The 15,196-nt window shown below is 40.1% G+C and carries 15 protein-coding genes and 1 pseudogene; 12 read left to right on the top strand and 4 right to left on the bottom strand.

Annotated features, from left to right (window positions below; all coding sequences use genetic code 11):
- Nucleotides 1–50: 50 nt before the first annotated feature.
- From JJN14_RS07245 to manA, 4 genes and pseudogenes are all read left to right on the top strand, one after another.
- Nucleotides 51–254, top strand: a complete 204-nt coding sequence (locus JJN14_RS07245; RefSeq protein WP_000814511.1) for an excisionase — start codon at nt 51–53, stop codon at nt 252–254.
- Nucleotides 255–335: 81 nt separating this feature from the next.
- Nucleotides 336–1,553, top strand: a complete 1,218-nt coding sequence (locus JJN14_RS07240; protein ID WP_001291561.1) for a tyrosine-type recombinase/integrase — start codon at nt 336–338, stop codon at nt 1,551–1,553.
- A 757-nt stretch (nt 1,554–2,310) separates the two neighbouring features.
- Nucleotides 2,311–3,749 (top strand): annotated as a pseudogene (locus JJN14_RS07235) (6-phospho-beta-glucosidase).
- A 120-nt stretch (nt 3,750–3,869) separates the two neighbouring features.
- Nucleotides 3,870–4,814, top strand: coding sequence for a mannose-6-phosphate isomerase, class I (gene manA, locus JJN14_RS07230; RefSeq protein ID WP_201058278.1), 945 nt, complete (start codon nt 3,870–3,872; stop codon nt 4,812–4,814).
- Nucleotides 4,815–4,854: 40 nt separating this feature from the next.
- Here the strand turns inward: manA and JJN14_RS07225 are convergent, their stop codons facing one another.
- The gene (locus tag JJN14_RS07225; protein WP_201058277.1) at nt 4,855–6,195 is read right to left on the bottom strand and encodes a sodium-dependent transporter; all 1,341 of its coding nucleotides are present in this window, start codon (nt 6,193–6,195) and stop codon (nt 4,855–4,857) included.
- A gap of 340 nt (nt 6,196–6,535) precedes the next feature.
- Here JJN14_RS07225 and JJN14_RS07220 point away from each other — a divergent pair, with 340 nt between their 5' ends.
- A complete protein-coding gene (locus JJN14_RS07220; protein ID WP_201058276.1) occupies nt 6,536–7,276 on the top strand; it encodes a MerR family transcriptional regulator in 741 nt (246 codons plus the stop codon).
- Between the two features lie 41 nt (nt 7,277–7,317).
- Here the strand turns inward: JJN14_RS07220 and JJN14_RS07215 are convergent, their stop codons facing one another.
- Genes JJN14_RS07215 through JJN14_RS07205 form a run of 3 tightly spaced genes read right to left on the bottom strand, consistent with a single transcriptional unit; the run spans nt 7,318 to nt 9,964 of the window.
- The gene (locus tag JJN14_RS07215; RefSeq protein WP_201058275.1) at nt 7,318–7,839 is read right to left on the bottom strand and encodes a DUF1697 domain-containing protein; all 522 of its coding nucleotides are present in this window, start codon (nt 7,837–7,839) and stop codon (nt 7,318–7,320) included.
- 48 nt (nt 7,840–7,887) lie between these two features.
- On the bottom strand, nt 7,888–9,060 hold the full coding sequence (locus JJN14_RS07210) for an NAD(P)/FAD-dependent oxidoreductase (protein ID WP_201058274.1): 1,173 nt from the start codon (nt 9,058–9,060) through the stop codon (nt 7,888–7,890).
- 58 nt (nt 9,061–9,118) lie between these two features.
- A complete protein-coding gene (locus JJN14_RS07205; RefSeq protein WP_201058273.1) occupies nt 9,119–9,964 on the bottom strand; it encodes a DegV family protein in 846 nt (281 codons plus the stop codon).
- Between the two features lie 124 nt (nt 9,965–10,088).
- Here JJN14_RS07205 and JJN14_RS07200 point away from each other — a divergent pair, with 124 nt between their 5' ends.
- The 7 genes from JJN14_RS07200 to JJN14_RS07170 all read left to right on the top strand — a co-directional run bounded on the left by JJN14_RS07200 (nt 10,089) and on the right by JJN14_RS07170 (nt 15,193).
- Nucleotides 10,089–10,646, top strand: a complete 558-nt coding sequence (locus tag JJN14_RS07200) for a TetR/AcrR family transcriptional regulator (protein ID WP_201058272.1) — start codon at nt 10,089–10,091, stop codon at nt 10,644–10,646.
- An 18-nt stretch (nt 10,647–10,664) separates the two neighbouring features.
- Nucleotides 10,665–11,132: a deoxycytidylate deaminase gene (locus JJN14_RS07195; RefSeq protein ID WP_000136976.1), complete on the top strand. Its 468-nt coding sequence runs from the start codon at nt 10,665–10,667 to the stop codon at nt 11,130–11,132.
- A gap of 88 nt (nt 11,133–11,220) precedes the next feature.
- Nucleotides 11,221–11,850: a uracil phosphoribosyltransferase gene (gene upp / locus JJN14_RS07190; protein ID WP_201058271.1), complete on the top strand. Its 630-nt coding sequence runs from the start codon at nt 11,221–11,223 to the stop codon at nt 11,848–11,850.
- Nucleotides 11,851–12,023: 173 nt separating this feature from the next.
- Nucleotides 12,024–12,614: an ATP-dependent Clp protease proteolytic subunit ClpP gene (gene clpP, locus JJN14_RS07185; protein ID WP_000613475.1), complete on the top strand. Its 591-nt coding sequence runs from the start codon at nt 12,024–12,026 to the stop codon at nt 12,612–12,614.
- Nucleotides 12,615–12,692: 78 nt separating this feature from the next.
- Complete coding sequence (locus JJN14_RS07180) at nt 12,693–12,980, top strand: YlbG family protein (RefSeq protein WP_049492230.1); 288 nt, start codon at nt 12,693–12,695, stop codon at nt 12,978–12,980.
- Nucleotides 12,981–13,047: 67 nt separating this feature from the next.
- Nucleotides 13,048–14,208 carry an ABC transporter substrate-binding protein gene (locus JJN14_RS07175; protein WP_070478656.1) on the top strand — a complete coding sequence of 387 codons (1,161 nt, stop codon included), beginning with the start codon at nt 13,048–13,050 and terminating at the stop codon, nt 14,206–14,208.
- 115 nt (nt 14,209–14,323) lie between these two features.
- Nucleotides 14,324–15,193, top strand: coding sequence for a branched-chain amino acid ABC transporter permease (locus tag JJN14_RS07170; RefSeq protein WP_000941421.1), 870 nt, complete (start codon nt 14,324–14,326; stop codon nt 15,191–15,193).
- Nucleotides 15,194–15,196 lie beyond the last annotated feature (3 nt).

Genomic DNA, 15,196 nt, shown 5'->3' with positions numbered 1-15,196 from the left:
TAAAACAACTTTTATGAAATCCAAATAAGTGATTTGGAAAGGAGGATTTTATGAAGCAGACTGACATTCCTATTTGGGAACGTTATACCCTAACCATTGAAGAAGCGTCAAAATATTTTCGTATTGGCGAAAACAAGCTACGACGCTTGGCAGAGGAAAATAAAAATGCAAATTGGCTGATTATGAATGGCAATCGTATTCAGATTAAACGAAAACAATTTGAAAAAATTATAGATACATTGGACGCAATCTAGCGTCGCCAAAGGGTCTTGTATATGATAAAATAGTATTAAGTCGTATCAAGGCTCTTTCCATAAAGGAAAGGAGCAAATGCCATGTCAGAAAAAAGACGTGACAATAAAGGTCGAATCTTAAAGACTGGAGAGAGCCAACGAAAAGACGGAAGATACTTATACAAATATATAGATTCATTTGGAGAACCGCAATTTGTTTACTCGTGGAAACTTGTGGCTACAGACCGAGTACCAGCAGGAAAGCGTGATTGTATCTCACTTAGAGAGAAAATCGCAGAGTTACAGAAAGACATTCATGATGGTATTGATGTTGTAGGAAAGAAAATGACACTCTGCCAGCTTTACGCAAAACAGAACGCTCAAAGACCAAAGGTTAGAAAAAACACTGAAACTGGACGCAAATATCTTATGGATATTTTGAAGAAAGACAAGTTAGGTGTAAGAAGTATTGACAGTATTAAGCCATCAGACGCTAAAGAATGGGCTATTAGAATGAGTGAAAATGGTTATGCTTATCAAACCATCAATAACTACAAACGTTCTTTAAAGGCTTCATTCTATATTGCTATACAAGATGATTGTGTTCGGAAGAATCCATTTGACTTTCAACTGAAAGCAGTTCTTGATGATGATACTGTCCCTAAGACCGTACTAACAGAAGAACAGGAAGAAAAACTGTTAGCCTTTGCAAAAGCTGATAAAACCTACAGCAAAAATTATGATGAAATTCTGATACTCTTAAAAACAGGTCTTCGTATTTCAGAGTTTGGTGGTTTGACACTTCCAGATTTAGATTTTGAGAATCGTCTTGTCAATATAGACCATCAGCTATTGAGAGATACTGAAATTGGGTACTACATTGAAACACCAAAGACCAAAAGTGGCGAACGTCAAGTTCCTATGGTTGAAGAAGCCTATCAAGCATTTAAGCGAGTGTTAGCGAATCGAAAGAATGATAAGCGTGTTGAGATTGATGGATATAGTGATTTCCTCTTTCTTAATAGAAAGAACTATCCAAAAGTGGCAAGTGATTACAACGGCATGATGAAAGGTCTTGTTAAGAAATACAATAAGTATAACGAGGATAAATTGCCACACATCACTCCACATAGTTTGCGACATACATTCTGTACCAACTATGCAAATGCAGGAATGAATCCAAAGGCATTACAGTACATTATGGGACATGCTAATATAGCCATGACGCTGAACTATTACGCACATGCAACATTCGATTCTGCAATGGCAGAAATGAAACGCTTGAATAAAGAGAAGCAACAGGAGCGTCTTGTTGCTTAGTAGTACAAATGAATTTACTACTTATTTACCACTTCTGACAGCTAAGACATGAGGAAATATGCAAAGAAACGTGAAGTATCTTCCTACAGTAAAAATACTCGAAAGCACATAGAATAAGGCTTTACGAGCATTTAAGAAAATATAAAAAGATAATTAGAAATTTATACTTTGTTTAATAATAAAGAAATTGCATATGAATTATTGACAGCGTTTTCTTAAAACCTTATAATAAAAATATAATAGTAGAAAATAAGACTGATGTGGAAAGGAGGAATATTTTGTAAATAGCTGTAGTAAGTAGGTTTTCTTATCTCATTGGAACTTGGGATTGAAATATCTCCATGAATAGATAGTAGGAGGAAAGAGATGAAAAAAAAAGGATATTTATCTAATCTGTGTGACCATGATTATCTGTTCAATTATTATAGGTTTGATTGTAGGAAGTTTTATTTTGCATGGTCTTGAAGATATTGCAGCAATCATTAACCACGGCTTAATGACAATCAATCAGTCCATCCATTAATTGACAAGAGCTATTCATTTTTACATTTTATGGATTAAACAGATCGGAGCAATCCGGTCTTTTTCTTATCACAAGGCTGTGATAGTTTACATTTTTATAACAAAATTCCCAAATTCTTGCTTGTTTTTGTATTAAATATAAAAGCCAGCTCAGGCCCATCATTACCCAGATAGTTCCAAACTTTTTGTCCTCTTTTTAGTATAATAGGACTATCAAGTCAAGTGAGATAAAGTGATGACAGAAATACTACAATTTCCTGATGGTTTCCTCTGGGGTGGTGCTACGGCTGCTAATCAATGTGAAGGTGCTTATAATTTAGATGGTCGTGGATTAGCGAACGTTGATGTCGTCCCAATCGGTCCTGACCGTGAAGCCATTATCACAGGTCAGAAAAAGATGTTTTCGTTTGAGGAGGGCTATTTTTACCCAGCAAAAGAAGCCATTGATATGTACCATCATTACAAGGAAGATATTGCTCTTTTTGCAGAGATGGGCTTTAAGACTTATCGGCTTTCCATTGCTTGGACTCGGATTTTTCTAAGGGAGATGAAACCGAGCCAAATGAAGCTGGTCTAGCCTTTTATGAGGATTTGTTTAAGGAATGTCATAAGTATGGAATCCAACCTCTGGTAACCATTACTCATTTCGACTGTCCTATGCACTTGATTGAAGAGTACGGTGGATGGCGCAATCGACGTATGTTAGACTTCTATGAAAAACTTTGTCGCACGCTCTTTACCCGCTATAAGGGTTTGGTCAAATACTGGCTTACCTTTAATGAAATCAACATGATTCTTCATGCCCCCTTTATGGGAGCTGGTCTCTGTTTTGAAGAAGGAGAAAATCAAGAACAGGTTAAATATCAGGCTGCCCACCATGAGCTAGTAGCTTCAGCCATGGCGACTAAGCTTGCCCATGAAATTGACCCAGAAAACAAGGTGGGATGTATGTTGGCGGCAGGTCAATATTATCCTAACACAGCCCATCCGAGAGACTACTGGGCAGCCATGGATGAAGATCGCAAGAGTTACTTCTTCATTGATATTCAAGCGCGTGGGGAATACCCAAACTACGCCAAGAAGCAGTGGGAGCGTGAGGGGATTGAGATTCAAATGACGGCAGAGGATCTGGACTTGTTGAAGAACAATACTGTTGACTTTGTTTCCTTCTCTTACTATGCAAGTCGAGTAGCCTCAGGTGATCCAGAAGTTAAAGAATTAACTGCTGGAAATGTTTTTGCCTCTCTCAAAAATCCTTATCTTGAATCCTCAGAATGGGGATGGCAGATTGACCCACTTGGTCTTCGCATCACCCTCAATGCCATCTGGGATCGTTATCAAAAACCTATGTTCATTGTAGAAAATGGACTCGGTGCTATGGATACACCGGATGAGAATGGTTATGTAGCAGATGATTATCGGATTGCTTACTTAGAGGATCATATCAAGGCTATGAGAGATGCCATTTACCAAGATGGAGTTGACTTGCTTGGTTATACGACTTGGGGATGTATCGATCTGGTTTCAGCTGGAACAGGCGAAATGAATAAGCGCTATGGCTTTATCTATGTAGATCGAGATAATGCTGGTCATGGAAGTCTCAAACGTAGCAAGAAGAAATCCTTCTACTGGTACAAGGATGTCATTGCCAGCAATGGTGCAAGCATTGAGTAGAGCACATTTGTTCACTATTTTTATAAAATCTTCTCCCTACTTTATAAGATATGAAAAAGAGTTCTAATGGAACTCTTTTTTTGCTATAATGAGGGGAGAAAAATCAGACAGGAGATCAAGATGTCAGAACCATTATTTTTACAATCAGTTATGCAAGAAAAAATCTGGGGTGGTACCAAGCTACGTGATGAGTTTGGCTACGACATCCCTAGTGAAAAAATCGGGGAATACTGGGCCATCTCAGCTCATCCAAATGGTGTCTCTAAGGTTGCCAATGGTCGCTACGAGGGAACAGATCTAGCTACTTTGTATGCAGAACACCGTGAATTGTTTGGCAACCGTCCAGAACCTGTATTTCCGCTTTTGACTAAAATCCTTGATGCCAACGACTGGCTCAGCGTCCAAGTTCACCCAGATGATGCTTATGGACTCGAGCATGAAGGTGAACTTGGAAAAACAGAATGCTGGTATATCATCGCTGCGGATGAAGGTTCAGAGATTATTTACGGTCACAATGCCAAGTCAAAAGAAGAACTTCGCCAGCAAATCGAAGCGAAAGACTGGGATGGTTTATTAACAAAAGTCCCTGTCAAGGCTGGTGATTTCTTCTATGTACCAAGTGGCACCATGCACGCCATCGGTGCAGGTATCTTGATTCTTGAAACCCAACAATCTAGTGACACCACCTATCGCGTCTATGACTTTGACCGTAAGGATGATAATGGTAACTTGCGTGAACTTCACCTTGAAAAATCCATTGATGTATTGAACATTGGCGAGCCTGCAAATAGCCGACCTGTAACTGTTAAAGCAGATGATTTGCGTTCCACTCTTCTTGTATCCAATGATTTCTTTGCAGTTTACAAGTGGGAAATCACTGGAAAAGTTGATTTTGAAAAGACAGCTGATTACAGTTTGTTTAGTGTCTTAGCTGGCCAAGGTCAGCTAACTGTTGATGGAAAGAACTATCCAATCCAAAAAGGTAGCCACTTTATCCTACCAAGTGATGTTGAAGCTTGGACTCTGGAAGGGCAAGGTTTGGAATTAATTGTTAGCCATCCATAAAAAAGAAAGGGCCTGAGTTCATTACTCAAGTCCTTTTTGATTATATAAATTGGGCGATAAAGACCACGATGATGATGATTGGAATGATGAAACGAAGAAGGAAGAGCCAGACTTGGAAAAGTCCCTGTTTCCATGCTCTTTCATCAAGATGCAGTTCCTCCATGGCAAGAACTTTTTTAAAGATGTAGCCTGTAAAGAGTGAAAGGCAGAGAGCTCCAAATGGCATAAGAAGATTAGAAACCAAGAAATCCATAGCATCAAAGAAGGTCTTCCCAAAAATGTGAACATCCACCATGATACCATAAGACAGGGCTGAAGGAATTCCAAAGATAAAGGTCAAGATTCCTAAAATAGCACTCCATTTAGCACGCTTACTGTTGTCCTGATTAGTGATATTACCCACATTGATTTCCAGCATAACGACGGAAGAAGTGACTGTCGCAAAGAGGAAGAGCAAGAGGAAGAGAATGTAGAAAATGGTTCCAAAAGGCATCTTGTCAAAGAGTTGAGGCAAGACGATAAAGAGCAAGCTCGGTCCCCCTTCAGACTGGATATTGAATGCTGACATAGCTGGGAAAATGGCGAGACCTGCCATGATGGATACCGAGATATTCATGGCTACGATGGAGATTCCTGATTGGACCAGATTGGTTTTCTTATCCAAGTAAGAAGCATAGGTCAGCATGGCTGTAACCCCTAGTGAGAGGGCAAAGAAAGATTGTCCCAGAGCATAGAGGAGACCAGCACTGGTCAGTTTTGAAAAGTCTGGTTTGAGGAAGTAAAGAACCCCTTCCATGGCATTTGGCAAACTGAGAGAGCGCCCAATGATGACAACAAAGATAATAAAGAGCAGGGGCATCATGACCTTAGAAGCTCTTTCAATACCTTTTTGAACCCCACGTGATACAATAAAGATATTCAATAAGATAAAGGCTGCTTGAGCTCCGAGGGCAATGGCTGGATTTGAAATGATGGAAGTAAATAATTGAGCATAATCCCCCGTTCCACCAAGCTGGAACAATTTCCCAAACTCAATGCCTAGATAGACTAGAATCCATCCTCCAATAACACTGTAGAAAGATAAGAGGATAAAGAGGGCAAAGGCACCAATCCAACCGATAAAGTTGTACTTACTATTCTTGCCTAGTTTTCCAAAGGTTTTGATAGCTGAAACACCAGCGCTTCGGCCGAGGGCAAATTCAGCAAGCAAGAGAGGGAAACCGATTAAAATAGTGGAAACGAGAAAGACCAGTAAAAATCCTCCTCCACCGTTAGCAGCAGTCATGTAGGGGAATTTCCAAACGGCACCAAGTCCGATGGCTGAACCAGCAGATGCGAGGATAAAGCCCAGTTTAGAACCCCATTGCGATTTTTCAGACATAGTTAAACTCCTAAAATTAGTGTTACAAAAGAAAAAGCTACTGCCCTTGGCAACTAGCCTCATAAGTACTCAAAATGAGCGTTTCTTTTGATTAATAGACTTGACTATCCTATCATGTTTTCTAAGGTCTGTCAAGAAAACCATTTTCATGTTATGATAAAGTAAAAAATTTCGCAAAAACGCTTGACTCTGACCTAAGGGTAGGGGTTATACTATCAATGTAATACTCTTCGAAAATCAAATTCAAACCACGTCAGCGTCGCCTTGCCGTACTCAAGTACAGCCTGCGGCTAGCTTCCTAGTTTGCTCTTCGATTTTCATTGAGTATAAGGAGGAAATCATGTACCATATAAAAGAAGCTGCGCAGCTTTCGGGCGTCTCTGTCAAGACCCTACACCACTACGATAAGATAGGGCTTTTGGTTCCTTTAAAATCGGAAAACGGTTATCGAACCTACAGTCAGGAGGATTTGGAACGACTTCAGGTCATTCTTTATTACAAATATCTAGGTTTTTCTTTAGAAAAAATAGCAGAGCTATTAAAGGAAGAAAGGACAGATTTATTGCCTCATTTGACCAGGCAGTTGGACTATTTGACTCGAGAAAGGCAACATCTGGATACCTTGATTTCCACCTTGCAAAAAACCATTCAAGAACAAAAAGGAGAAAGAAAAATGAGCATTCAAGAGAAATTCGCTGGATTTAACTATCAAGACCATCAAAAATACCACCAAGAGGCGGTAGAGAAATATGGACAAGAAGTCATGGACCAAGCGCTGGAGCGCCAAAAAGGTCACGAAGATGAGGCTACGGCTACCTTCAATCAAGTCTTTCAAGCATTGGCACAAAATCTTCAATCTGGTCTACCTGTAACAGCAACCGAAAATCAAGAAGAAGCAGCCAAACTCTTGCAAGCTATTCGTACTTATGGATTTGATTGTACGATTGAAGTATTCGGCCATATCGGTAAGGGATATGTTTATAACCCAGAGTTTAAGGAAAACATTGACAAATTTGGAACTGGCACTGCCCAATACACATCAGATGTCATTGCCCACTATGTCCAAACTCAAACAAAATAAAATCGGAGGAGCATTCTTCCGATTTTTACTAAATTCAAGCACTATTTGCTTAATAATTTTTCTACCACATTTAGTTTTCGCATGGTCAAATCTACATTGAAAAGTTTTTCAAGATAGTTAGTATTGAGCTTTTTTTGTTTTGCAGTTCTAGGGAGATAGAGGTAGAGACAATGGTTACCGACACAAATTTCTTCTTCGCCGTAATCAATTTTCAATTTTTCTAAAGGGAGACTTTGAATAGATTCTTGATAAAAAATCACGTGTATACGGTCATAAAGATAGTGTTCTCCAAACGGGTTTTCTTGGACAATTTTTTCAAAATCATCCTTATTCTTAATGATTATTTTGAGATCAGCTCCAATTTTTTCCTTTATTAGAGTATGAACCTGTTCTCGTATTTTTTCTAAGGCTAAGTTACTTTCAAGAATGATATTCCCACTTTGAATATAGGTTCGAACTTGTTGAAAACCAGCTTCTGTTAAGATATCTACTAGATAAGACATTTTAGGGATAGCATTTTTTCCATTAGGAGTAACTCCCCTTAACAAGATAATATGTTCCAAAGGACTTCCTTTCTTTTGGGGCTGATTTAGCCATTAAATAATTCAGATTTAGATTGGGTTTGATCCCGCCACCCAGCCGGTACAAAGGGCAGAAGTAATGTTAAAGCCACCTGTGTGGGCATTGATATCCAGTACCTCGCCCGCAAAGTGAAGGCCAGGGACCAGCTTACTTTCTAGAGTTTTAGGATTGATTTCCTTGAGACTGACACCGCCTTTGGTGACAAAGGATTTGGCAAGGGACATTTTGCCAGTCACAGGGATTTTGAGGGCCTTAATAGACTGGAGAAGTTGTTCACGTTCCTTTTCAGTAAACTGTTTGACTTTTTCGGGATAGCCTTGCACAAAAAATTCAGCCAAGCGTTCTGGAAGCAAAGTTTTTAAAGCATTTTTCAAGGATTTTTCCCGATTTACTTCTAGGAACGTAGCCAATTCCTTTTCAGAAAGTTGAGGCAAAACATCCAGTGAAAGAACCTCCCCACCCTTGACAAAGCTGGACATACGCAGAGCAGCAGGGCCAGACAAACCAAAGTGGGTAAAGAGCAGATCGTGAGTGATGACATGCTTGCCATAACTTAGTGTCACATCATCCAGAGAAATTCCTTGTAAGGCCTTATGTGGAAAATCCGTCAATAATGGACTTTCAGCAGCCTCAAGTTCGGTAATGGTATGTTTAAAATGACGGGCAATCTCGTGTCCAAAACCAGTCGAACCAGTAGAAGGATAGGATTTCCCACCTGTTGTGACAATCAGTTTATCACAAGTGAAGATTTGGTCAGCTGATTTAAGAACAAACTGGTCACCCACCTTTTTAACCGAAACAATCTCTGTTTGAGTGGCAACTTGGCCGCCTAGCTCAGTGATTTTCTTTTCTAAGGCTTCGATAATGGTTCGAGACTTGTCACTATCAGGAAAGACGCGTCCGTGGTCTTCGACCTTAAGTTTAACCCCATTTTCCGTAAAAAAGTTAATGATATCATGGTTATCAAATTGGGAGAAGACACTGTAGAGAAAGCGCCCATTTCCAGGGATTCCAGCTAGTAGGTCATCTAGAGTTCCATTGTTGGTGACATTGCAACGTCCCCCACCAGTACCAGCTAATTTTTTTCCAAGTTTCCGATTTTTTTCGATGAGGAGGGGTTTCTGACCATAAAAGCTACTGGAAATCGTAGCCATCATACCAGCAGGTCCCCCACCGATGACAATAGTATCAAAATGTTTCATAGCTCTATTGTACCACAAAAAAACAAGAGATGATGGTCACCTCTTGTCAAGAATGCAATTAATCAATTTCATATCCCATCAGCAAACCACCATCTTCTGCATAGAAACTGCAGAGACCAGATGTTGGGAGAATTTTGATATCCGCTTGTGGGAAGGTTTCAAGGATTCGCTCTGAGAGCTGTTGGCAACATTTTTCGTTATTGCGTTGGGCCATGACAATACGGCCTCCAGCATATCCAGCCTTCACCAACTCTTCATAGGCTGCCTGAATCGATTTCTTTGGCCCTCGTGCTTTTTGTAGTAATTCAAGAGTTCCAGTTTCACTAGCTTCTCCAACCATACGGATGTTGAGAAGGCCAACGACTGTACCGATAAGCTTGCTCAAACGGCCGTTCTTCACCAAGTTATCGACTTTGGCTAGGACAAAAAGTAACTTGGTTTTTTCTTGATAGGCAGTGATAGCTTCAACCACTTCTTCAAAAGACAAGCCCTGGTCAATCAAGTCATTCAATTTTTCTACGAGCAAGTCAACTTCCCCACCAGCAGACAAACTATCAATCACATGAATCTTAGTGTCAGGATGTTCTTCCAGATAAATATTCTTTGCTAGTTGAGCACTATTGTGGCTGCCAGAAAGAGTACCCGTGATGGTTACTAGGAAAATGTTTTTGGCACCTTCAAATGCTCGCAAATAATCATCTGGGCTTGGACAAGCTGATTTTGAAGCTTCTGCGGTTGCATACATGGTTTCCATCATTTGGTCAATGTCAAGACTGGCATCATCAACAAAGACCTGATCAGCTACTTGAATGGTTAAGGGGACACTTACAAAGGTTGTGTCAATAGCTGGTCTTTCCAGCTGACGATAATCACAACCAGAGTCAGCAATAATCTTCCAAGTCATAGAAATTCTCCATCTTTGTCAGTTATACATTGACAAAGGTTCTGTCTTTTTTTACAATTATATCATGAAAACCCTTGAAACAAAAGCCTCATCCGTCTGTTGTGACAAGTAGAAAGAAAATGTTATGTCTGAACGTAGAATCTCTGAAAAGTCTCTTGAAAATCTCAGAAAATCAAACCAAGAATCCAATTTATTAACCAGAGAAGCCATTGAAACTGCCCTCTTGCAACTCTTGGAAAAAAAGGACCTGACCAAGATTAGTATTTCGGAATTAGTCAAGCGTGCAGGCGTTTCGCGTGCGGCCTTTTATCGCAATTATGATTCCAAAGAGGAGATTTTAGAGAGCATCTTTAAACGAACTGTCCACAATATCATTGAACAGCTGCATCATTTCGATCTAAAGACAGACCTCTATTTGGTCTGGGTTCACCTTTTCCGCGAGGCCAGAAAGGAAGCCAGAGTGATTCAATTGGCCTTGGATTACCATCTGGAAAAAATCTTTGTCCAAGCCATGCAGGAATTTCTAGAAAAATACCATGGAAAATCAAAAGGTGTTAGCTCTTATCTTCATTCCTTCTGGAGCTCAGCCATCGTCTCTGTCCTTCTAAAATGGATCAAGGATGGCATGAAGGTACCTGCTGAAAAGATAGCGGATTTACGGTTACCATTTTTTAAAAAATAGAGAAAAAGGAGAAGAGATATGACTGAAAAAAGACTAGCATGGGATGAGTATTTTGCAGCCCAAGCCTTACTAATTGCCAATCGTTCCACTTGTAAACGTGCCAAAGTGGGCGCGATTCTGGTAAAAGATAATAAGGTTATTTCCACTGGTTACAATGGTTCGGTGTCAGGAACCGAGCATTGTATTGATCACGAATGTCTGGTCATTGAAGGCCACTGTGTTCGCACACTTCACGCTGAGGTCAATGCTATCCTTCAAGGTGCAGAACGTGGTGTTCCTAAAGGCTTTACAGCCTATGTAACCCATTTTCCTTGTCTGAACTGTACAAAACAATTGCTTCAGGTCGGCTGCAAGCGCGTGGTTTATATCAACCAGTACAGAATGGACGACTACGCCCAATACCTTTATCAAGAAAAAGGGACAGAATTGACTCATTTACCACTTGAGACAGTACAGACAGCTCTTAAAGAGGCAGATCTAATGTAAAAATTATCAAAAATAAATGGTTTAGAAAGATTTTTAAACCGTTTTTTGGTATAATAAGAAGAATAAATTGAAAGAAGGAATTCCAAAAATGGGAAAAATTGAAGTTATTAATCATCCACTGATTCAACACAAATTGTCAATCTTGCGTCGTACAGATACTTCTACAAAAGCTTTTCGTGAGCTAGTAGATGAGATTGCAATGTTGATGGGGTATGAAGTACTTCGTGATCTTCCACTAGAAGATGTGGAAATCGAAACACCAATTACAAAAACAGTTCAAAAACAATTGGCAGGTAAGAAACTGGCTATCGTTCCAATCTTGCGTGCAGGTATCGGGATGGTTGATGGGCTCTTGAGCTTGGTTCCAGCTGCTAAAGTTGGTCACATCGGTATGTACCGTGATGAAGAAACACTTCAACCAGTTGAGTACTTGGTGAAATTGCCTGAGGACATTGACCAACGTCAAATTTTTGTCGTAGACCCAATGTTGGCAACAGGTGGCTCAGCAATCTTGGCTGTTGATTCTCTTAAAAAACGTGGCGCATCAAATATCAAATTTGTCTGCCTTGTATCTGCTCCAGAAGGTGTAAAAGCCCTTCAAAAAGCTCATCCAGATGTAGAAATCTTTACAGCAGCCTTGGATGAACGCTTGAACGAACACGGTTATATCGTTCCAGGTCTTGGAGATGCTGGAGACCGCTTGTTCGGTACAAAATAACATCGAAAAGAAGAATGACTTGGAAAAGTATTTCTAGTCGTGAAAGGGGGTTGAATTTTTGTTTCTGTCTGATGAAAACAGAGCAAAAATTTGACCTTTTTTGACCAAGATATTATAATAGTCTTATCTTCAGTCGTTTGACCAACAAAAATAAAACTCAAAAGGAGAAATGAATGATTCCTGTAGTTATTGAACAAACAAGCCGTGGAGAACGTTCCTACGATATTTACTCACGTCTTCTCAAAGACCGCATCATCATGCTGACAGGCCCAGTTGAAGACAATATGGCCAACTCAGTTATTGCCCAATTGCTTTTCTTGGATGCCCAAGATAGTACAAAAGATATTTACCTATATGTCAACACACCTGGTGGTTCCGTTTCAGCTGGTTTGGCAATCGTTGATACCATGAACTTTATCAAGGCAGATGTCCAAACCATCGTTATGGGAATGGCTGCATCTATGGGTACAGTCATCGCATCAAGTGGAGCAAAAGGCAAACGTTTCATGCTTCCAAATGCTGAATACATGATCCACCAACCAATGGGTGGTACAGGTGGTGGTACTCAACAAACTGATATGGCTATCGCTGCAGAACACTTGCTTAAAACTCGTAACACCTTGGAAAAAATCTTGGCTGAAAATTCAGGTCAGTCAATTGAAAAAGTCCATGCAGATGCAGAACGCGATAACTGGATGAGTGCTCAAGAAACACTTGAATATGGCTTTATTGATGAAATCATGGCCAACAATTCATTGAACTAATGATGAAAGAAGGCAAACTCGACTGGGTTTGCTTTTTTTGGTATAATAGGGAGAGATTTCTTAGAAAGAGGATTTATCATGTTTGAAAAAGTCAATCGATCTGGCTTGATTATCTATCTTTACTATAATCGTGATGCCAAAAAACTGCAGGATTATGGAGATATTACCTATCATTCCAAGAAACATCGTTACTTACAACTCTATGTTCCAACTCAAGAAGTGGAGCAATTGGTCGGACACTTGAGCAAGGAAAAATTTATAAAAAAAGTCAGAGTTTGTCATATCCAAGAGCTGGAAACACCCTTTGTGGGTAATCTTTATCGAGAGGAAAACGTTATCATCGAAAAAGTTCAAGAAAAGTGTTGACAATTTTCTGATAATTCGGTATATTCTTAACATGCTATTTATTTAAGAAATAAGGAGACAAAAAAAGATGAAGAAAAAATTTGCCCTATCGTTTGTGGCGCTTGCAAGTGTAGCTCTTCTTGCAGCCTGTGGAGAAGTGAAGTCTGGAGCGTCAAACGCTGCTGGTAACTCAGTAGATGAAAAGACAATCAAAATCGGATTTAACTTCGAGGAAACTGGTGCCGTAGCAGCCTACGGTACATCTGAACAAAAAGGTGCCCAACTTGCTGTTGATGAAATCAATGCAGCAGGTGGTATCGATGGAAAACAAATCGAAGTAGTTGATAAAGATAACAAGTCTGAAACAGCTGAGGCGGCTTCAGTAACAACTAACCTTGTAACCCAATCTAAAGTATCAGCAATCGTAGGACCTGCGACATCTGGTGCAACTGCAGCTGCTGTAGCGAACGCTACAAAAGCAGGTGTTCCATTGATTTCGCCAAGTGCGACTCAAGATGGATTGACTAAAGGTCAAGATTACCTCTTTATCGGAACATTCCAAGATAGCTTCCAAGGAAAAATTATCTCAAACTATGTTACTGAAAAATTAAACGCTAAGAAAGTTGTTCTTTACACTGACAATGCCAGCGACTATGCTAAAGGTATTGCTAAAGCCTTCCGTGAAGCTTACAAGGGTGAAATCGTCGCAGATGAAACTTTCGTAGCAGGTGACACAGACTTCCAAGCAGCCCTTACAAAAATGAAAGGGAAAGACTTTGATGCTATCGTTGTTCCTGGTTACTACACTGAAGCTGGTAAAATTGTAAACCAAGCGCGTGGTATGGGAATTGACAAACCAATCGTTGGTGGTGATGGATTCAACGGTGAAGAGTTTGTACAACAAGCAACTCCTGAAAAAGCATCAAACATCTACTTTATCTCAGGCTTCTCAACTACTGTAGAAGTTTCTGCTAAAGCAAAAGCCTTCCTTGAGGCTTACCGTGCTAAGTACAATGAAGAGCCTTCAACATTTGCAGCCTTAGCTTATGACTCAGTTCACCTTGTAGCAAACGCAGCAAAAGGTGCCAAAAACTCAGGTGAGATCAAAGACAACCTTGCTAAAACAAAAGACTTTGAAGGTGTAACTGGTCAAACAAGCTTCGATGCAGACCACAACACAGTCAAAACTGCTTACATGATGACCATGAACAATGGTAAGGTTGAAGCAGCAGAAGTTGTAAAACCATAATAGAAAATGTTGAAATAGGGAATGAGCCTCTGACTCACTCCCTGTTTCGATGTTTAAGAACCTATCAAAAAGTGAGGGAAAACCCTCGAAATTATATATAGAAAGAGTGAATCTTATGCTCCAACAACTAGTAAATGGTTTGATTCTAGGTAGTGTTTATGCACTGTTAGCCCTAGGATATACCATGGTTTACGGAATTATCAAGCTCATCAACTTCGCCCACGGTGATATTTATATGATGGGAGCCTTTATCGGTTATTTCTTGATTAATTCTTTCCAAATGAATTTCTTTGTAGCGCTTATTGTAGCGATGCTAGCGACAGCCATTCTTGGTGTCGTGATTGAGTTTCTTGCTTACCGACCTTTGCGTCACTCTACTCGTATCGCTGTTTTGATTACAGCTATTGGGGTTTCCTTCCTATTGGAGTATGGCATGGTCTATCTGGTTGGTGCCAATACCCGTGCCTTCCCTCAAGCAATTCAAACAGTTCGCTATGATTTGGGACCAATTAGCTTAACGAATGTACAGTTAATGATCTTAGCAATCTCCTTGATTTTGATGATTTTGTTACAAGTTATTGTTCAAAAGACCAAGATGGGGAAAGCCATGCGTGCAGTATCTGTAGATAGCGATGCAGCGCAATTGATGGGGATCAACGTAAACCGTACTATCAGCTTTACCTTCGCTTTGGGTTCAGCTCTTGCGGGTGCAGCTGGTGTTCTGATTGCCCTCTATTATAACTCTCTTGAGCCTTTGATGGGGGTTACTCCAGGTCTTAAATCTTTCGTTGCCGCTGTACTTGGCGGTATCGGAATTATTCCTGGTGCGGCGCTTGGTGGATTTGTAATTGGTCTATTGGAAACCTTTGCGACAGCCTTTGGTATGTCAGACTTCCGTGATGCAATTGTTTATGGAATCTTGTTGTTGATCTTGATTGTCCGCCCAGCTGGTATCCTTGGTAAGAATGTGAAAGAGAAGGTGTAAACG

Source organism: Streptococcus mitis (assembly GCF_016658865.1).
GTDB lineage: Bacteria > Bacillota > Bacilli > Lactobacillales > Streptococcaceae > Streptococcus > Streptococcus mitis_BT.
Note: the sequence above shows the minus strand (reverse complement) of the source record. Positions and strands in the feature narration are given on the sequence as shown.